Raw genomic sequence first — 18,621 nt, 5'->3', positions numbered from 1 at the left:
ATCTGGTTTTCTCTCCTTTTTATATTCTGTGGCCGGCTACAAAGGAAAGGAACTCCCTTTGTTTTCGATGGTCGTATTTTCTGAGCGCATAGGTGTTAGCTTCGGGAAGCGGGATTGAGGGGCAGTCCACCTCCAGCATCCTTCCCTCCAGCAATTCCCTCCTGACTGTTGAAGCAGGCAAAAAGGAAACACCAAGTCCTTCCACAATAAATCTTTTTGTAATATGCACCTGTGATACTCTCATCATTCGCACTCCCGGATACCGGGTTTTAATACTCTTGGTTAAGGCTCCCCAATAGCCCGGATGATTGTGTGTCAGCAGATACTGAGATTCCAAAATCTCTTTTTCATCCAGTGGCGGTGCTGATTCCAAGTCCCTTCCATCATGTGCACAAACAAACATCACCCTGTCTGTATAGAGAAGATCACAGATCAGATCGGGATTGGCAGTGGGCAGGCATGACAAGCCGATATCCACCTCTTCATTCAGAACGGCTTGTTCAATTTGCTCAGACTCTATAATTTTAACCTCTATTTCCGTTTCCGGATGTTGATTTAAGTAACGTTTTAGCACAAATGGCAAAATTGTATCCGCAATAAGCGGTGAAATGGCCAAAATCAGCTTGCTGCTGAAGCCCTGGCTGAAGGTAGCCATATCCTCCAGTCCGTTTTCATAAAGAGCAATCAGTTCTTTCGCATGATCCAAGTATCGTTTTCCCTCTTCCGTCAGTTTAACTTTCTTTCCCTCCCGATGAAAGAGTAACACCCCGATATCATTTTCCAGCTGCTTAATATGAACAGTGACCGAAGGCTGCGATATATAAAGCAGCTCTGCCGTTTTTCTAAAATTCCCTGTCTCAGCTGCGGTTATGAATGTATAAAGCCAGTTAAACTCCATCATTTTCTCCTTATTATATTTCTTAATTAATTCATTTAGAAAGATTTAATTTTCTTAATTATATATCCATCATACAATAGGATCAAAGAATAAAAGGAGGAGAGGTTTACAATGAATGCAGCAAAAGGACTAAAAGGGGTTGTCGCTGTGGAGACTTCCATCAGTTCGGTAGACGGAAAGAATGGCATTCTCTTATACAGAGGACTCGAGATCAGTGAAGTGATGAAAATAGCATCCTTTGAAAAAGCGGCCTATTTTTTATGGTACGGAAAATGGCCGGATGACCATGAATTTTGCACTTTAAAAAATGAACTGAGCGAACATCGCATGCTTTCTTCAGAAATGAAAAAACTCATTGACGGGCTTCCGAAAAACATGGACATGATGAGCGTGCTCCGAACAGCGGTCTCTTCTGAAGGCACAGTCGATTACAGCTGGAAGCCTACCATTGGACAAGCGATTCGATTGACAGCACAAGTGCCTTCCATCATTGCTTACCGCAAACGCACATTGGAAGGGAACGCTCCGGTATCTCCTGATCCCGACTTGAGTCATGTTGAAAACTATCTTTACATGCTTTATGGTTCTCTTCCTTTAAAAGCCCATGCGGACGCGCTTGAAGCCTATATGATCCTGACGCTGGAACACGGAATGAACGCTTCTACTTTTGCTGCGCGGGTGACAGCTTCCACTGAATCTGATCTGGTATCAGCAGCCACATCCGCCATCGGAACCATGAAGGGACCACTTCACGGCGGAGCTCCATCGGGCGTGATTGATCTTCTTAATGAAATCTCCGAGGCAAACGATATTGAAAAGGTGCTTAGACACAAATTAACAAGCGGAGAAAAATTGATGGGATTCGGCCATCGCGTTTACAAAACCCACGATCCTCGGGCCCTCGCCTTAAAAGAACGCTTGCTGCAAACGGCGGGTGAAGATCCATGGCTCGACCTGGCTTTGGAAACCGAGCGGATGGCAGTTGAACTGCTAAAAGAATACAAACCCGGCCGTTCATTGTATACCAATGTGGAATTTTATGCTGCCGCCATCATGAAAGCCATCCAGATGGAACCTGATTTGTTCACCCCAACCTTTACCGCCAGCCGGATGGTTGGATGGAGCGCACATGTGCTGGAGCAGGCCGAAGACAACACGATCTTCCGTCCGGAGTCTGTATATGTAGGACCTGACCGCAGTGTAGCAGGAAAAACGAACTGATTTAAAAAATAAAAAGAACACTTTCGCTCCCATTGAAAGTGTTTTTTTATGTTTCCTCTTTTATGCTCCTGAACTCACTTGGAGAACAGTTGTGGGCTGTTCGAAAGACTTTATAGAAATTTGAAGTACTCTGAAAGCCTGCCTCATAGCAGATTTCGAGATTGGTTAGACAGGTGTGCGTAAGCAGGTACACCGCTTTATCCAGCCTGATCTTTTCCAAATAGGTCCGGGGAGTGTCTCCTGTCAATCCCTTAAACTGCCGCTCCAGATAAAACGGGCTGACACCCGCATGCTGGGCAACGTCCTGCAAGGTGAGAGGTTCTTTGAAGTGATCGACAAGATAGCCTTTCACCCTGGTGATAAGCTCAGCCTGCGGAGAGAGCCCGGTATCCGGCTGGCACCTTTTGCACGCCCGAAATCCTGCTTTCATCGCTTCAGCCCTTGTATCATAGAATTCTACGTTTACCTTTTTCGGTTTCCTAGAGCGGCAGGAAGGGCGGCAGTAAATTTTTGTCGTTTTAACAGCCGTATAAAATAACCCATCATAGGAACTGTCACACGCCATAATTTTTTCCCACATTTCATTAAATGACAGACTGTCCATCCCTTTTGCCCCCTTTTTCCTCTTATTGTAAGCCTTTGCTTTTTTCAAGTTCAAGAAGAAACTGTTTCCTGTCCAATCCCCCGGCATATCCTCTAAGATCTCCGTTGTCCCCAATCACCCGATGACACGGAATCAGGATACAAATACGATTCTTTCCGTTCGCATTGGCAACCGCCCGGACGGCTGTGGGACGTCCGAGATGCTCTGCCTGCCCTTTATAGCTGCGTGTGGTCCCGTAGGGAATTTCTTTCAACGCATCCCAGGCTTGGAGCTGAAAAGCGGTTCCGATGCTCGCAACGGGAACCGTAAACGTTTGACGTTCGCCTGTGAAATACTCCTTCAGCTCTTTCCCCAGCTGCCGGCTTACTCCGCCAGCTCTTTTTTTAAAATGGGCATTGAGCTTTCTCTTCAAAAAAAGAAGTTCGGTTTCAAGCGCACGCCGGTCCATAAATTCCAGCAGACAGCACTCTCCTTCATAAAAACAGGCGATAAGTACTCCGATCGGCGTCCAGTACCTTTGATAAGTAATGATATTCGTATATTCAGAGTCCTGGTTGTTCTCACTTTTTAAAAGATGGTTCACACGTTTAACATACATGTACTTCTGCAAGTCACCGTCATGTTTCTGTTCAAACCACCTTTTCGCCGCACGATATGATGTATCCCCGGGAGACACCTGCTTTAAATATTTTTCCGGATGGTCAGCCTTTAGGATCAGCTCAGCGAACGTTTCAACCTCATCTCGTTCCGTCCCATAGGTCAAAGGCCGGCACACCTTGCATTCACGAAAGCCAAAAGTAATGAGATCAAACAGCCTTTTTGAGAAGACCGTGTTATCCTTTTGAGGCGGAGCGGCACTGCACCCGAAACGGCAGGCAATTCCTGTCGTTGTTACTCCGGTATAATACTCTGACATCTCCTCCTTTTTCAGCATCCTTTCATACAATGCTTCATGCTTTGGATCACCGGGTTCAATATAATCATACCGGTCCTGAAGCTTCATGTTCATTTTGCCATTCACCTCTTCCTTATTCTGCTCTTATTCTAACAGTCCCCAACCCGGTAAATCGTCCTCATTCTTGCTCTTATGGTCGGAGTGATATAAAAAAAAGATCCGCCTGGTATGCGGATCTTTTCAATCATTTTCGTTTTCTGGCAGATAGAATAAGTGAGATCAGGCTAAGAAATACAGCTGCAGCTCGCAAAGGCGCCACTCTGAATCTCGTAATAATAAAGCCATTCTCAGTATAGACAAATTTCAATGATTTAAATATCGCTCTAACGAGTGATTTACAATAAAAGGCATGCCTACTTATCTATGATTTCAGGATTTTCGTGAATGATCCTCTCGGCTGTATCCCAAACACCTGGCAAAAAATCGAGGACTTGCCGGGACTTCTTTATGATATCTGTATGAGATGATAGTCCAAGCTCGTTCAGTAACTCGTGAAAGGCAGGGAGATGCGAGGATTGTGTATCTGCATCGGCATCGGCTGCCAAAATGGTATGGCAGCGTGTAAATGTTACCGCAATCCAGAAGAAAGCTTCCCTGTGTAAGCCTTTTTTGATGAGTTCCCTGCTCCCTTCCATTACGATCGGCCGGCTGTCCTTTGAAATATCTGTACTGAAAAAGAAGGGTGTCCTTGATTCATTAACGGTGACATCGAATGTTTTTTCGAGATTGTTCAAATGATATTCCACTCGTTTTGGAGTGAAATGGCTGTATCCCAAAAGTTCGAGTAACTCCTCATAAAATCCCTCTAGACGGTAATTTTCAAGTACTTCTTTCGCTTTGACCAAACGAAGCCGGATGGTCGGATTGCGGAGCGCGGCAACCAAAAGAATGTGAGTCGTTACCCCTGAACCAAAGAGAAAGCTCATCACCTGTTCGTGCAACGGCACTTTAGAACCGATAGAATTCAAACCCGTTTCCACTCGTTTTCTCGCATCCTCGCATCGTGTGAGCACCCACTTTTTTTGAGCAAACTTTGTCGAAACCACACGCTGCAAGTTTTGCAAAACGTTGTCGGGGTCATAAAAAATCGTATCAACCCGGAAACTCCCCACAAGATGATACGAAGAGAGGACCTTTTCCGGAGAAGAAAGCTGTTCCTGCGAAAGATAGGTCACTTCCAGCAGTGTTTCTTTATAGAGAAATTTTCCGAGTTTCATAGGCGGATCTTGGAGGGTGGTAACCACAACAATATCTACATCCGAACCCACGGGGAGATTTTCATCATTGTCCATTTCAATCGTGGAGCCGCTAAAATAAGCACCGAGCACCCAATCGCTCGACTCCGCAAAATTATTAGTCCATTCGGCACCATTTTTCCTTGCCTCACCAACCTTCACCCTTCTCACCTCTTTTTTACCAGATTAAAAAAGGGAAGCTGGAGTTGTCTCCTGCTTCCCTCGTGTTGTGGATTAATGCAAATATGGAACTGGATTAACCGCGTTGGATTTCGCGTAATTCCATTGTCCTTTATGAAGTTCGAAATGAAGATGCTGACCAGTAGAGTGTCCAGTATTCCCCATGGTTCCAAGCCGCTGGCCTTGTTTTACAGTTTGTCCGGTGCTGACCATGCGCTCGCTCATATGTGCATAAACGGTAGTGTAAAGCTGTCCGTCAATGTAGGATGAAACAAACACACAATTTCCGTAAGAAGAAGACAGGTAAGAACGTGCCACTGTACCATCAGCTGCTGCTACGATTGGATTCCCGGCTCCTGCTTCTGCAATATCGATGCCAGGGTGGAAGTCACTTCCTCCAAAACGTGTTCCAAACGGAGATGAAACATAGCCATTAGCAGGCCAGATGAAGTTTGCTGAAACATGTGGCGTGCTTTGTTTTGGAGCAGGCGCCGGTGCTGGTGCCTGCCGGTTTTCTTTTTCAGCCACACGTTTTTCCGCTGCCTGTTTTTGAGCGGCCTTTTCTGCTGCTGCTTTGCGTGCAGCTTCTTCACGCTTACGCTGTTCTGCTTCGCGCTTGGCTCTTGCGATTTCTTCTTTAATCGCTTTTTCCTGAGCCGCTAGAATGTCATTCTTCTCTTCGATGCTTGTCACATCTTCATGAAGATGAGTCTCTTTTTTCTTCAAGGAAGCAGACAATCTGTCTTTCGCCTCTTTTTGAGCTTTTAGCTTGTCATTTAGTCCATTAAGCTCCTGGAGCTTCGCATTGAGTGATTCCAGTTTTTGTTCCACATCTTTTTTATTTTCTTCTACTTTGGCTTTATCTCGCTTCTGTTCTTCAAGAAGAGCTTTATCCGATTCAGCAATCATATTCAATGAGATCAATCGATCAAGAAAATCACCAAAGTTTTGTGAACCCAGAACCACTTCCAGGTACTTTACAGCGCCTCCGCTCTCATACATGGAACGTACACGCTCTTTCAAAAGCGCGTCCCGCTCTTCAATTCGCTTTTGAATCTTGGCAATCTCATCTTTCAGTCTATCAATCTCTTTTTTCGTATCATCAATTTCTGTTTTTTTCGTCTCGATATCTTTCTTTGTTTGCTCGAGATTTGATTCGATCTTTTCAAGTTCCTGGACCACCTGATCCTGTTGTCCCTGAACTTCCTTGATTTCTGCATTCTTTTTCTGCTTTTTCGTGTCATTTTCGGCTTGTTTCTTATGTATATCACTTAAGGATTGCGCATGCGCTGAAGTGTATGTAAAAACGCTAAAGCCGATGCTAAGTGATAAAAAAGCCTTTAAAACTCTTTGCTTCAATTACATTTCCTCCTTAACCTTACTCCTACAACCCACGTTAATTCCCATCCGTAATTATATCATTAACAAACTGAACTTTTTGGACAGTTATATTACATCTATATTTCAATATGTTACAAAGTTCGCGGTTATGGGACAAAAACTGTAAGCTATCGGAGGTGATTTACAGTTTTTTTGGTTGTTGGGGGTGTGAGTGAGATGAGGTAGTTGTGTGAAAATCCAGTAATAAGCAATTAATCAGAGTTTCGTGCAATTAATCCTACATTTCGTGCAATTAATTGGTTTTTCGTGCAATTCCAAACAAATTTCGTGCAATTCACCAATTTGGCTTATCATTGGATTCTTTTTAAGCAGGATTTATCTACAGAAAAGAGGAATCTTTGAGAAAAGGAGTGTTGCTATGATCGTCAAACCATTATTAGTCCCTTCTACTATTAAAAAATTGGAAGCATTAACACGCAGGCTGCCACATAACCATATCAAACGCCCCCAACTTGAAAAAGAACTGGCTCAGCGCCTTGCAGGCTATCGGGGCGAACTCTCTCTAGACTACTATTTAATGAATCTTCCTCTGAAAAAACACTTTATCTTCCATGATCTGCGTCTTCCTGGTAACAACGGCTTTTTTCAGCTTGACCTTCTCCTTCTAACACGCTATTATTTCTTAATCCTTGAAGTAAAGAATATCTCGGGAGCTCTATTGTTTGATCAGAACTTTCATCAACTGATTCGCATTCAAGATGGTGTTGAAGAAGGATTTGCTGACCCTGTTTTACAAATACAACGACAAAGAGAGCAATTGTCACAGTGGCTGGAACAGAAGCATTTACCTCAGCTTCCCATCGAAACTCTAATTGTGATCAGCAGTCCACGAACGATTGTACACACTAAAAGCAGTGCGAGCATAAGAAAATTTATCACAAGGAGTTCTGTACTCACTAAAAATATTGAGCACTTCGACAGTGTCCATCTTAAAGAAGTACTAACTAATAGACAACTAAAGAAGCTTACAAAATACTTCCTGCAACAACACACACCCGAATCAATAAATCCTCAAACTCGATTTGCTGTTTCCCACACAGACCTTCTCAAAGGTGTTTATTGTCCAAAATGCAACTCTATCCCCATGCAATGGAAAAGAGGAAAGTGGATTTGCAATGTCTGCTATCACTCTTCAAACAGTGCCCACATTCCCTCTTTAAAAGACTATTACTACTTATTTCAAGAAACGATCAATAATAAACAATGCAGAGACTTCCTCCACCTTTCTTCAAGAACAGCGACTACTAATCTCCTCACCGCCCTAAACCTCCCAACCTCCGGCTCCACCAAGGGGACGGTCTATCACCTTAGTGAACTTGAGAGTTGAAGGTCATGATCCAGATGGATCCGGCGACAATGGTGAACACCATGACCGCTCCGAGAACGAGTGCCATGACATGAAACCTTGGCTTCTCACCCTCCCTGATGTGCATGAAAAAGAAGAATTGGATGATCAATTGAAGCACGGCGATCAACAATATTGAAACGGTCAGCGCCGTTTTGTTCATCACGTGCTGGATCACGAGCCACAGCGGAATGGCCGTTAGAAGCAGCGAAAACAAAAATCCGAGAATATACGTTTTGGCTGAACCGTGGTTTTCATGACTGCCCATTTACATCACCCCCAGCAAATAGACGACGGTAAAGATGAAGATCCAGACCACATCGAGAAAGTGCCAGTACAGTCCGACGATGGTGACCTTTTCTTTAGTCAGCGAGTCAATGTCATGCCGGCCAATCTGCACCATCACACCGATCATCCAGATCAAACCAAAGGATACATGAAGGCCGTGCGTACCGACCAGTGTGAAAAAGGAAGAGAGAAACCCGTTCGTTGTGATTTTTGCCCCTTCGGACGCCATATTGGCAAACTCTGTGATCTCAAGTCCTACAAATGACAACCCGAGCAAAACGGTAACCGCAAGCCAGCCAAGGAGCTGCTTTTTGCTGCCTTTATGCATGGCGAGTGAGGCAAGACCGCTCGTAAAGCTGCTCGCGAGCAGAATAAAGGTCTCTGCGGTGAATCCCTTCACCTCGAACAGCTCCCGTCCGGTTAAATCGCCGTCCGTATGTGTCCGCAAAACGGCGTATACGGCGAACAAACAAGCGAAAATAATACAGTCAGTCACGAGAAAAATCCAAAATCCAAGCAGTTTAAACGTATCGTGCTGGTGCTCGTGATGAGCATCCACTGAGATAGCTGATTGTGCCATCACACAACCCTCCCTAAAGATGCCTCTGTCCGTTTGATTTCATCTACAGGAATGTAGTAATCCGTGTTTCTCTGGAAGGAACGGGCCAGCAAACAAATACCAACTCCTGCAAGCCCGGCAACTCCCATCCAAATCCACTCGAACGTAAGTCCGAATCCGGCCACAAACCAGCATGCCGACATCAGAAACGGAATCCCTGAGTTTTTCGGCATATGAATCGGTGTATATTCTTTGATGTTGTCCTGAACGGCAGCTCCATATCTGTGATTTTTCATGTCCCACCAGGCATCGTCACTTTTCACTGCAGGAAGATGGGCAAAGTTATAGTGTGGCGCAGGCGACAGGATCGACCATTCCAGTGTCCGGCCGTTCCATGGATCGCCTGTCAGATCCCGCTCACCATGCTTGATGCTGTAGAGAATCTGCCACACCTGAAAGACAAATCCGATTCCCATCAGAAAGGCACCAACAGTTGACACCATGTTATACGGCGCCCAGCCCATATCCCAGCCGTACGTGTATACGCGGCGGGTCATACCCATGAATCCAAGGGCATATTGCGGCATAAAGCATACATAAAAGCCGATGTTCCATGTCCAGAAAGCCCATTTTCCAATGCGGTCGTTCAGTTTGAACCCGAACATTTTCGGCCACCAATAATAAAGTCCGGCCAAATATCCGAAAACGACACCGCCAATCAGCGTCTGGTGGAAGTGGGCAATCAGGAAGTAGCTGTTATGGTACTGGTAATCTGCAGGCGCTGCCGCAAGCATCACACCGGTTGCTCCGCCGACGAGAAAACACGGAATAAATGCGAGCGTCCAGAGCATGGGCTGCGTCATCGTGATTCGTCCCCGGAACATGGTGAACAGCCAGTTGAATATCTTAACCCCTGTCGGAATACCGATTGCCATCGTTGTGATCGCAAAGAACGTATTTACATCGGCTCCAGCCCCCATGGTGAAAAAGTGGTGGACCCAGGTGAAATAACCGAGTACAGAGATGATCATCATGGAAAAAACCATCGATTTGTAGCCAAAGATTTTCTTTTTGGAGAACGTGCTGACGATCTCGGAATAAATGCCAAACGCCGGGAGGACAACGATATACACTTCCGGATGTCCCCACATCCAGATCAGGTTGACATACATCATCGGATTTCCGCCGCCTGTAGCTGTAAAGATATGAGCACCGAAAAAGCGGTCAACAAACAACAAAGCGAGTGTTACTGTCAATACCGGGAAGGCAAAGATGATGGTGATGCAGCTGGAAAGAACCGACCATGTGAACAGCGGCATCTGCATCAATTTCATTCCGGGTGCGCGCATTTTTAAAATGGTCACGAGGAAGTTGATGCCGGTCGCCAGGCTGCCGATTCCGGAAATTTGAATTCCCCAGATATAAAAGTTCTGTCCCGGGCCGGGGCTTCCGGCCAATTCGGAAAGCGGAGGATAGCTGAGCCAGCCTGCGTCCGGAGATCCGCCAATCACAAAGGACAAGTTAAAGAGCAATGCGCCGAAAAAGAACAGCCAGAAGCTCATCGCATTCAGGAACGGATACGCCACGTCCCTGGCTCCGATTTGCAGCGGAATAACAATGTTAAAAAGTGCAAACATGAACGGCATCGCCATGAAAAGAATCATGATCGTTCCGTGTGTGGTGAAAATTTCATTGTAGTGCTGCGATTGCAGAAAATGAGTGTTCGGCATCGCAAGCTGCATCCTCATCAGGAGGGCATCCACCCCTCCCCTGAACAGCATGAGCAAGGACGACACCAGGTACATAATTCCGATTTTTTTATGATCGACAGTTGTGAGCCATTCGCGCCACAGCCAGCCCCATTTTTTGAAATACGTCAGAAAAATAAGAATGCCAAGCAGCGTGATGATTATGGATACATCTGCGCCATAGATAAGCGGGTCACCCGTTACAAAAAATCCTTTCGCTTTTTCTCCCACTTGTTCTTCCCCCTGTCGTTTCTATTCGTTATCGTTGTCCATCATCGACATGTCGTGTCCGCCGTGTTTCATTCCTGGCTTCATGTATTTGCCTCCATTGCGGTCGATCGTGTCGAGAAATAACTTCTCGGGATATGAAGAGTAGGTTTGCTTTTCCGCCAGGCCTTTTTGGACAAGCTGCTGATATTTTGCTTCAGTCAGTACAGGAGCGGTCTTTTTCACCTGTTTGGCCCAATGATTAAATCTAGCCTGTGGTTTGGCTACCACCTTAAACTTCATGTGTGCAAAGCCTTTTCCGGTAAAGTTGGCACCGGAGCCGTAATAGGTTCCCGGTTGATCCGCCTGAAGCCAAAGCCTCATCGCCATACCCGGCATGGTGTATTCCTGACCGCCAAGCTCAGGTACCCAGAACGAGTTCATCATCTGATCCGACGTTAAATGAAACTGGACCGGAACACCGGCTGGGATTTCGACATAGTTAACGGTAGCAATTTTTTGGTCCGGGTATTGAAACAGCCACTTCCAATCAAGAGAAGTTACCTGAATGGTGATCGGCTTCACATCCTCCACCGGCGGCCTTACAAGGGAGTAGGTAGTTTTTGCCGTGTACACACCCAAAATACCAATAATAATAATCGGAACTCCCCACCAGACAAATTCTAATATTTTGCTGTCATTCCACTCCGGCGTATAAGGAGCTTTATTGCCCGGTTTATCGCGGTACCGATAAATGATAAAGATAAGCAGCCCCAACACTGGAATGACCACAACAGCACAAAGCACTGCTGATAAAATAATCAAATGTAGTTCCTTTTCCGCCACCGGGCCGGATGGATTGAAGATCAGATAGCGCCGGTCACAACCGGACAAAAACACCAGCAGACCTGCCGCCAGAACGGCTACCCTCCAAAGGCGGCCGGATGAAAATCGCTTGCTCATATGAACCTCTCCTTTCTTCTATTTACGTTTTCTCTTATGTGAAATAAGTACTATCTCATGCTATAACGATAGGGCTTATCTCATATGTGATAAATGTCACTGTTCCAGGCTGTTTTTATTTGTTGTGTGCGGATTGTCACAAAGTGGACAAACGAAATGAAAAAAGCCTGCCCGTGATGCAGGCAGGTCGATTAAGTATTCACGTTATATGGGCATTCGCATAGCCTAATGTAATCATGTCATGAGGGAAAGAAGGAATGGAATATGGCTCAAAATTTGAATTATACATCCCCTTCCGTGCAATTCAGCGCGACCATCAATACGAACGTCGTGACGAAAGACCGGCAAAATTACATTAATGTGCTGGGAATCAACGAGCTGAACACGCTGGACAATGTATCCCTGCTGGATATTTTTTTGAGCAGCAATAATGTGGTGGAACCTCATTATCACCAAAATGCGGCTGAATTGGTGTACTGCATTTCGGGTGCTGCTGTCGTTTCCATTTTCAACCCTTTCACCAAACAATTTATGCATTTTTCCATCGCTCCCGGGCAAGTGGCCAACGTTCCTCAAGGCTGGTGGCATTATGAAGTAGCCACCACGGATCAAACCCATCTGCTGGCCATTTTTAACTCGCCAACACCTGATGTCATCTTGGGGTCAGATCTGCTCAAGTTTACCCCTGCCAATATCATGGCCCACACTTATTGCTTGAACGAAAATCAGTGGCAGCAAACGGTAAACCCTGTGCAGCCCACCATGTTCATCGGCCCTCCAACGGACTGCGGCAATCGACCGGATCCACAATACCCCATCCGATATTATCAACAGCCGCTTTACCAGCCACCATACGGTTCATAGCAAAAAAGGCATACCCGCGCATGGGCATGCCTTTTTCTTTGTTGCTTTTCTTGTTTACGAAACATCCACACTCTTTCTCTCGGTTACTTCGTGAACGAACAGCAAACCCAATTCATGGTGTTCGTTTTCATAAAGTGAACGCTGGGCAAACCTGATTTCCCCCTGGTGGTCAAGAATCTCGAGTTTACAGAACGCGGCATTGATCTGCAGCGCCTGGTAAAATTCGCTCTCATTGTTCAGGGAAACACCGTTTACCTTCATAACCACTTCGCCCACCTGAATCCCCATCTTTGCAGCAGGGGTACCCGGCACAACACCGAGAACCACAAGGCCATTGTTGCGGCGTGTAAAGAAGGGTTTCCCGTGATCGTCCTTCTGGCTGTTAATAACAGTAATCAGTTCCCGGCCAAGCATTCCACCAATAAGGGCGATGACAGCAAGGAGCGGAAGATCGGTAAACACACCGACAAGGGTGATAACCACGATCAATGCGCCCATCGCCAAAACCTGCTTACCTGTAGCTTTAATCGCTTCCTGTGGCAGCGAATGGGCATTCAGCTGACGAAAGCCCACAGCAAACGGAACAAGCAGGATGGAGTAGCCAACCGCCTGCATTCCGAACATCGGCCAGTCTCCCTGCGCCGGAATAGCGCCCATGGGGATCAGCAAAAATTGCGGTACAAGCCAAAACCGTGTCGCTTCATGGGCACCGATATACTGCCCCCTCTTTCCTTTCAGCAGCCGGGGTGACGTCCTGCTGGAGCCTTTCCAGATAATCAATATTCCTTCCTGTATGACCAGCATGGCCATCAGGATGCCGAGTGAATCAAGCGGTGTGCTCTGTACATCCCTGACCCACTTGTCGATAAAATCAGTACCTGTCTCAAACCCCGGAAGAAACAGGGCAACAATGGACGCCAGTCCGATCGCATAAGCAGGGTTAAGAAACCTGGTTTTCATGGTCAAACCGAGCAGCAAATACATTAACCCGATTAAAGCAACCATTCCCATCGGAATCGCGATACCTGTCACAAGCAGGACAGCCGAGAACAGAACACCGATCAACAGACCGGGAAAAAAGGATTGAATCAAGTTATCAATCACCGGATGGACTTTTACTTTAAATTCTCTCCTTTCCCGTTTAACCCGCTTAAAGCCGATCACAAAAGCAACAATCACAAATACGTATGAAAGTGGATGCAAAAAAAGACCCGCTATTCCATCAAGCAGTTCTTTAAAGTAAATATCCATGGAACAAATCTCTCCTTAAAGCATCTTTTCTTAATTATTTTTAATGGATTCCGGCCTCCGCCTGAAATGTTATTTTCAAAAAGTTTATCTCATTAATCTTTATAAGTATAACCTGAAAAGATGTCGGAGTGTTAGAAAATGTGTGGATTTTGTAAATTCATTCATAAGAAAACCCGCAAGCCTCGAGCCTGCGGGTTTTTCTCTTTAGTTCTTTTTGTTTGCGGCAATTTTCAATGCCGTTTGAAGCTGGAGATCGTTTTTCTTGTTACGGACTTGAGTAATGATTTTGCTTTCGATCTCACCCGCTGTTTTTTGATCAATTTTTCCGGATGGAGTTAGTTTGTTGGCTTTCTGGAAAGCTGTAACGGCGGTTTCAGTTTTTTCATCAAAATATCCATCCGCACGGCCGGGATCAAAGCCCAGCCCTTTCAGCATTTTTTGTGCGGTTTTGACTTGTTCGCTGTTCATATCATATGCAAGTGGTTTTTCGATGCTGAGCGGGCTGGAATAGAAGTAAGCCGGCTGCTTCACCGCATAGTTCGGTTTAATCCCTTTCTTGTGGATCCAGTTCCCATCAGGAGTCAGCCATTTGGCGAGGGTCAGCTTGACATTGCTGCCGTCCCCAAGATCAATGGTCTGCTGAACGGTTCCTTTACCGAACGTTTTTTCACCAACAAGCGGATATCCGCCCGCTTCTTTCAACGCTCCTGCCATGATTTCAGAAGCGGATGCACTTCCCCCGTCAACGAGTCCGACGATCGGGTAGTCTTTCTTTTCTTTCAGTTCGGAAACAAAGCGCTGCTTGTTTCCTTTGCGGTCCTGGATCTGAACAAACGGCTTGCCTTCAGGAATTATTTCCTTCAGCATGCTGTCCACCGCGTCCAGGTACCCTCCCGGATTCCCCCGGACATCGATGACCAGGCCTTGAATATCCTGGCCTTCCAGATCACTCAATTTTTTCTTAAAGTCCGACCCGGTGTCTTCCGAGAAGGAAGTAATGTTCAGCACCCCGATTTTCTTCCCGTCGACTTTCTGAACGTTCGAATAAACCGTTTCAATCGGAATGGTATCTCGTTTTACATCAATTTTCAAGGTGTCATTCACACCTTTTCGTTTGATGCCAAGTGTGACGGTTGACCCTTTTTTTCCACGTATTTTGAGGACAGCCTTGTACAGGTCGAGACCTTCCAGACTTTTTCCATCCACTGAAACAATTTGGTCATTTGGCTTTACTCCTGAACGTTCGGCAGGAGAATCCTTAAATGGAGCGATGACGGTCACTTTGCCATCGACCATGCTGACTTCCGTTCCAATTCCTTCAAAAGATGAATCCAGTGATTGGGTAAACTGGCTCGCCGTGTCTTCATCCATATAGACAGAGTATGGATCTTTCAAGGTTTTTACCATTCCATCAATGGCACCTTCCAGCAATTTATCCGAACTCACCTTTTGGTAATACCTTGAGGAAATCAGCTGATAGGTTTTTTGAAGCTTTGCAAATTCCTCATCTTGGTTGACTGGTGCTTTCGTGCTCTTCAGTTCATTGACCGTTCCTGCATTGCCGATGGACTGGTCATTCTGTGACCACTTCATCCAGCCATACATGCCCCCCGCTCCAATTACAAGCGATAATACCATAAGAAGTGCAACAACTTTTCTTTTCAATTTCGCTCACCTCATTTGTTTGCAGAAAAAGGCATCACACCTTGCGGATGCGATGCCACTTTCAAAGTAAGAGATGGACCTGATGTATGTCCGCGTAACTCCTACTTTATATTATGAACAGCTTGTATTTTTATGTCCATATTTTTCTTCTGTTTACATATATGGACGAGGGTCAACGGCATTGGATTTGGATGCATTCCATGGCCCTTTGTGAAGTTCAAAGTGCAGATGCTGACCAAATGAATGTCCCGTGTTCCCCATATAGCCAATAAGCTGTCCGCGTTTTACCGAACCGCCCTGTACAACACGCTCTCTCATGTGGGCGTAAACCGTTGTCCAGGTCTGGCCGTTAATGTTATGCGTAACAAAAATTACATTTCCATAAGAGGAAGAGTAATCAGAACGGATCACTGTTCCGTCAGCCGCTGCATAAATCGGAACTTTTCCAGCCTGGGCGATATCCACGCCGGCATGGAACTTGTTCCAGCGTGAACCAATGCCAGAGGTGAAAACACCGGCTGCCGGCTTCATGATCATTCCAGAGCCGGTATTGGAAGCATTTTTCCCTGCGCTGCCGCTGGTGCTCTGTTGTTCACTTGCCTGTTTGGCGCGTGCCTTCTCTTCTTTGATGGCCTGCTCCTGGCTGTTTAACAACTCAGCCGCATTTTCGTATTTTTCAACGTCGTCTTCAATCTTGGAATGCTTTTTCTTTAAGGATGCCATCAATCTTGTTTTCTCTTTCTTTTGAGCATCCAGCTGCTTTTTCAAATCTTTCAGTTCTTTCATTTTATCTTCCAAAGCAGCAAGCTTGTCTTCAACCGTCTTTTTCTTATCTTCAAGCAGTTCTTTGTCCTTCTTTTGCTCTTCAAGAAGCTGGCGGTCCTGATCGGCAATCAGATTCAACGCTACTACCCGGTCAAGGAAATCACCGAAATTCTTGGATCCAAGCACTACCTCAAGATACTGGACTGCTCCGCCGCTTTGATACATGGAGTTGATCCGGTCCTTTAAGAGCTTGTCCCGTTTATCAATTCGTTTTTGAACAACCTCAATTTCCTTTTTCAGCTGCTCCACTTGATCTTTTGTGTTATGAATCTCTGTTTCTTTTTTGCTGATCTTGCTTTCCGTATCAGCGGTTGATTGATCGATGCGTGCAATTTCATTTCGTGTTGCTTCCTGGTTCTTTTCATTTAGTTTAAGCTTTTCGTTTGCTGCGTCTTGTTTCTTCTTATTCGCCTCTTTTTTCTCTTTAATACTCTTTAGCGTTTCTGCGCTGGCTGTCGTAGATGATTGGTATGCTGTAATACCGCTAAGAGCGAGGCTCAATGATAGTGTTAATCCTGCGATCTTTCTATTCAACTCAAGTCCTCCCCTTTTCTACCCCTGTAATTGAATTATACTTTTAGGAATTTGCGTACGGAAGTCATGCTTCCCCATACTCCAATCAATCCGCCGATTACGGCCAGCATTATAGAAAGCTGAAGCACCATCGGATAGACCGGCAATAATTTAACGAACACGGTATCAAGCTGGTTGTTCACTTGTCCATGCAGGAACTCGTATCCAAATATCACCACGAGAATCGGGATAATCGATCCCATCAGACCAAGGGTAAAGCCTTCAATAAAGTACGGCCAGCGAATAAATCCGTTTGTAGCTCCTACCAGTTTCATAATTTCAATTTCTTTGCGGCGGGAAAGAATTGTAAGTTTAATCGTGTTGGAAATGAGGAACATTGCTGTAAAGATCAATCCAACGATCAGTACAAGTCCGACATTTCTGGCTACGCCTGTCACTTTGAACAATCGCTCAACGGTTCCCTGTCCGTAATCTACTTTCTTGATATGATCATACTTTTCAATTTCAGAAGCGACAGTTGATGTATCCTGAGGCTTCTTGGCTTTAATGATGAAGGCATCTGGTAATGGATTCTCATTTTTTAAGGATGAAAAAGCCTTCCCTTCATCTCCAAGACTCTTGATCAATTCCTGTAGTCCGTCTTCCTTGGACTGGAATTTGACTTCATTCACATTTGGGATTTGCTCCATTTTCTGTTGCAAATCGTTATATTCGCTTTGTTTGGTCGTGCGGTCAATATACGCCCGAATTTCCACATCGCCTTCAATCTGGCTGGCAAGATGGTTCAAGTTTAATAGCACCACTAGAAAAACGCCGACAAGCAATAAAGTAACCGTTACCGCACTAACGGAGGCAAATGACATCCAGCCATTTCTTCCGAGACTTTTAAATGCTTCTGCAAAGTGACGTTTTAGGGTTCTAGATTTCATACCCGTATTCCCCCTTCTGTTCGTCACGCACGATTCTGCCGCCTTCGATGGCAATTACGCGCTTTTTGAAACTGTTCACAATATCTTTATTATGGGTGGCCATCACTACCGTTGTGCCACGTTCATTGATTTCTTTAAAAATGTCCATGATTTCCCAAGCCGTTTCCGGATCGAGGTTTCCTGTCGGTTCATCCGCAATGATAACCGGAGGATGGTTGACGATCGACCGTGCAATAGATACACGCTGCTGTTCTCCTCCTGATAGTTCATCAGGGAAAGAACGTGCCTTATTCTTCAAACCTACGAGATCAAGCACTTCCATAACCCGCTGGCGAATGACTTTTGGCGATTCTTCAATGACTTCAAGCGCAAAAGCAACATTCTCATATACGGTCAGCTTCGGCAGCAATTTGAAATCCTGAAAAATGACGCCAATTTTTCTGCGCATTTTCGGAATATGCCGTTCTCTTAACTTCGCTAGATCAGTCCCCTGAATAAGAATGGAACCTTTTGTCGGTTTTTCTTCCCGGTACATGCACTTAACGAAAGTGGATTTGCCGGCACCGCTTGGCCCGACTACATAAACAAATTCACCTTTATCTATGTAGATATCAATCCCATTTAAGGCCATTACGCCATTGGGATATGTTTTCCATACATCCTTCATTTCTATCAACGTAATTCACTTCCTTATTTCATGAACTCTAATTTCCCAAACCACTTTTTTCATTCGACAATCTTTTTTAACCAATTCATATAAAACTGGTGTTTTTTCCCGTAATCCCTATTATAACATCGGATTTTGCGATTTTTATTACAGTTTGATTTCAAGTTGGTAACTTCCTGAATCAAAACAAGGGACTATTTACCCATCTTTCAGATCTGCCGCCAAAGAAAATCCGACAGCTTTCGCATTCTTTAGAAAACAGGCGGGGACGGCCTGTTTCCT

17 protein-coding genes are annotated in these 18,621 nt (G+C 45.3%); 3 read left to right on the top strand and 14 right to left on the bottom strand.

The window, feature by feature from the left end; genetic code table 11:
* Nucleotides 1–19: 19 nt before the first annotated feature.
* The gene (locus tag AS030_RS11220) at nt 20–898 is read right to left on the bottom strand and encodes a LysR family transcriptional regulator (RefSeq protein ID WP_061971944.1); all 879 of its coding nucleotides are present in this window, start codon (nt 896–898) and stop codon (nt 20–22) included.
* Between the two features lie 111 nt (nt 899–1,009).
* On the opposite strand from AS030_RS11220, the gene AS030_RS11215 reads away from it, so the two are divergent.
* Nucleotides 1,010–2,119 (top strand): citrate synthase/methylcitrate synthase, encoded by a 1,110-nt coding sequence (locus tag AS030_RS11215; protein WP_061971943.1) that lies wholly within the window; start codon nt 1,010–1,012, stop codon nt 2,117–2,119.
* A 46-nt stretch (nt 2,120–2,165) separates the two neighbouring features.
* Here AS030_RS11215 and AS030_RS11210 read toward each other — a convergent pair whose 3' ends face one another.
* From AS030_RS11210 to AS030_RS11195, 4 genes are all read right to left on the bottom strand, one after another.
* Nucleotides 2,166–2,723, bottom strand: a complete 558-nt coding sequence (locus AS030_RS11210; RefSeq protein WP_061971942.1) for a bifunctional transcriptional activator/DNA repair enzyme AdaA — start codon at nt 2,721–2,723, stop codon at nt 2,166–2,168.
* Nucleotides 2,724–2,745: 22 nt separating this feature from the next.
* Nucleotides 2,746–3,732: a methylated-DNA--[protein]-cysteine S-methyltransferase gene (locus AS030_RS11205; protein ID WP_061971941.1), complete on the bottom strand. Its 987-nt coding sequence runs from the start codon at nt 3,730–3,732 to the stop codon at nt 2,746–2,748.
* Between the two features lie 299 nt (nt 3,733–4,031).
* A complete protein-coding gene (locus tag AS030_RS11200) occupies nt 4,032–5,075 on the bottom strand; it encodes a hypothetical protein (protein WP_061971940.1) in 1,044 nt (347 codons plus the stop codon).
* Between the two features lie 72 nt (nt 5,076–5,147).
* A complete protein-coding gene (locus AS030_RS11195) occupies nt 5,148–6,452 on the bottom strand; it encodes a murein hydrolase activator EnvC family protein (RefSeq protein ID WP_061971939.1) in 1,305 nt (434 codons plus the stop codon).
* A 400-nt stretch (nt 6,453–6,852) separates the two neighbouring features.
* Here AS030_RS11195 and AS030_RS11190 point away from each other — a divergent pair, with 400 nt between their 5' ends.
* The gene (locus tag AS030_RS11190; RefSeq protein ID WP_061971938.1) at nt 6,853–7,821 is read left to right on the top strand and encodes a nuclease-related domain-containing protein; all 969 of its coding nucleotides are present in this window, start codon (nt 6,853–6,855) and stop codon (nt 7,819–7,821) included.
* Here AS030_RS11190 and cyoD read toward each other — a convergent pair.
* The 4 genes from cyoD to AS030_RS11170 are packed head-to-tail and all read right to left on the bottom strand — an operon-like array spanning nt 7,802 to nt 11,604.
* On the bottom strand, nt 7,802–8,107 hold the full coding sequence (gene cyoD / locus AS030_RS11185) for a cytochrome o ubiquinol oxidase subunit IV (RefSeq protein ID WP_061971937.1): 306 nt from the start codon (nt 8,105–8,107) through the stop codon (nt 7,802–7,804). The genes AS030_RS11190 and cyoD overlap by 20 nt on opposite strands.
* A complete protein-coding gene (gene cyoC / locus AS030_RS11180; protein ID WP_061971936.1) occupies nt 8,108–8,707 on the bottom strand; it encodes a cytochrome o ubiquinol oxidase subunit III in 600 nt (199 codons plus the stop codon).
* Nucleotides 8,707–10,665 carry a cbb3-type cytochrome c oxidase subunit I gene (locus AS030_RS11175; protein WP_061971935.1) on the bottom strand — a complete coding sequence of 653 codons (1,959 nt, stop codon included), beginning with the start codon at nt 10,663–10,665 and terminating at the stop codon, nt 8,707–8,709. Before AS030_RS11175 ends, cyoC begins: the two co-directional genes overlap by 1 nt.
* A gap of 21 nt (nt 10,666–10,686) precedes the next feature.
* A complete protein-coding gene (locus tag AS030_RS11170; RefSeq protein WP_061971934.1) occupies nt 10,687–11,604 on the bottom strand; it encodes a ubiquinol oxidase subunit II in 918 nt (305 codons plus the stop codon).
* A gap of 264 nt (nt 11,605–11,868) precedes the next feature.
* Here AS030_RS11170 and AS030_RS11165 point away from each other — a divergent pair, with 264 nt between their 5' ends.
* The gene (locus AS030_RS11165) at nt 11,869–12,468 is read left to right on the top strand and encodes a cupin domain-containing protein (RefSeq protein ID WP_061971933.1); all 600 of its coding nucleotides are present in this window, start codon (nt 11,869–11,871) and stop codon (nt 12,466–12,468) included.
* A 54-nt stretch (nt 12,469–12,522) separates the two neighbouring features.
* Here AS030_RS11165 and AS030_RS11160 read toward each other — a convergent pair whose 3' ends face one another.
* From AS030_RS11160 to ftsE, 5 genes are all read right to left on the bottom strand, one after another.
* Complete coding sequence (locus AS030_RS11160) at nt 12,523–13,719, bottom strand: PDZ domain-containing protein (RefSeq protein ID WP_061971932.1); 1,197 nt, start codon at nt 13,717–13,719, stop codon at nt 12,523–12,525.
* A gap of 204 nt (nt 13,720–13,923) precedes the next feature.
* Nucleotides 13,924–15,384, bottom strand: coding sequence for a S41 family peptidase (locus AS030_RS11155; protein ID WP_061971931.1), 1,461 nt, complete (start codon nt 15,382–15,384; stop codon nt 13,924–13,926).
* A gap of 153 nt (nt 15,385–15,537) precedes the next feature.
* The gene (locus AS030_RS11150) at nt 15,538–16,743 is read right to left on the bottom strand and encodes a murein hydrolase activator EnvC family protein (RefSeq protein ID WP_074440545.1); all 1,206 of its coding nucleotides are present in this window, start codon (nt 16,741–16,743) and stop codon (nt 15,538–15,540) included.
* 35 nt (nt 16,744–16,778) lie between these two features.
* On the bottom strand, nt 16,779–17,672 hold the full coding sequence (gene ftsX, locus AS030_RS11145) for a permease-like cell division protein FtsX (RefSeq protein ID WP_061971930.1): 894 nt from the start codon (nt 17,670–17,672) through the stop codon (nt 16,779–16,781).
* On the bottom strand, nt 17,662–18,348 hold the full coding sequence (gene ftsE / locus AS030_RS11140; RefSeq protein ID WP_176716388.1) for a cell division ATP-binding protein FtsE: 687 nt from the start codon (nt 18,346–18,348) through the stop codon (nt 17,662–17,664). Before ftsE ends, ftsX begins: the two co-directional genes overlap by 11 nt.
* Between the last annotated feature and the right edge of the window lie 273 nt (nt 18,349–18,621).

The sequence above is a fragment of the Fictibacillus enclensis genome, from assembly GCF_001457035.1.
Classification (GTDB): Bacteria; Bacillota; Bacilli; order Bacillales; family Fictibacillaceae; genus Fictibacillus_C; species Fictibacillus_C enclensis.
This window is presented reverse-complemented; position numbering and strand designations above follow the sequence as displayed.

Excerpts from the sequence above, each read along its gene's own strand:
- AS030_RS11165 (WP_061971933.1), top strand. The coding sequence starts at position 11,869 with ATGGCTCAAAATTTGAATTATACATCCCCTTCCGTGCAATTCAGCGCG.
- cyoD (WP_061971937.1), bottom strand. The coding sequence starts at position 8,107 with ATGGGCAGTCATGAAAACCACGGTTCAGCCAAAACGTATATTCTCGGA.
- AS030_RS11170 (WP_061971934.1), bottom strand. The coding sequence starts at position 11,604 with ATGAGCAAGCGATTTTCATCCGGCCGCCTTTGGAGGGTAGCCGTTCTG.
- AS030_RS11215 (WP_061971943.1), top strand. The coding sequence starts at position 1,010 with ATGAATGCAGCAAAAGGACTAAAAGGGGTTGTCGCTGTGGAGACTTCC.
- cyoC (WP_061971936.1), bottom strand. The coding sequence starts at position 8,707 with ATGGCACAATCAGCTATCTCAGTGGATGCTCATCACGAGCACCAGCAC.
- ftsX (WP_061971930.1), bottom strand. The coding sequence starts at position 17,672 with ATGAAATCTAGAACCCTAAAACGTCACTTTGCAGAAGCATTTAAAAGT.
- AS030_RS11160 (WP_061971932.1), bottom strand. The coding sequence starts at position 13,719 with ATGGATATTTACTTTAAAGAACTGCTTGATGGAATAGCGGGTCTTTTT.
- AS030_RS11205 (WP_061971941.1), bottom strand. The coding sequence starts at position 3,732 with ATGAACATGAAGCTTCAGGACCGGTATGATTATATTGAACCCGGTGAT.
- AS030_RS11210 (WP_061971942.1), bottom strand. The coding sequence starts at position 2,723 with ATGGACAGTCTGTCATTTAATGAAATGTGGGAAAAAATTATGGCGTGT.
- AS030_RS11220 (WP_061971944.1), bottom strand. The coding sequence starts at position 898 with ATGGAGTTTAACTGGCTTTATACATTCATAACCGCAGCTGAGACAGGG.
- AS030_RS11190 (WP_061971938.1), top strand. The coding sequence starts at position 6,853 with ATGATCGTCAAACCATTATTAGTCCCTTCTACTATTAAAAAATTGGAA.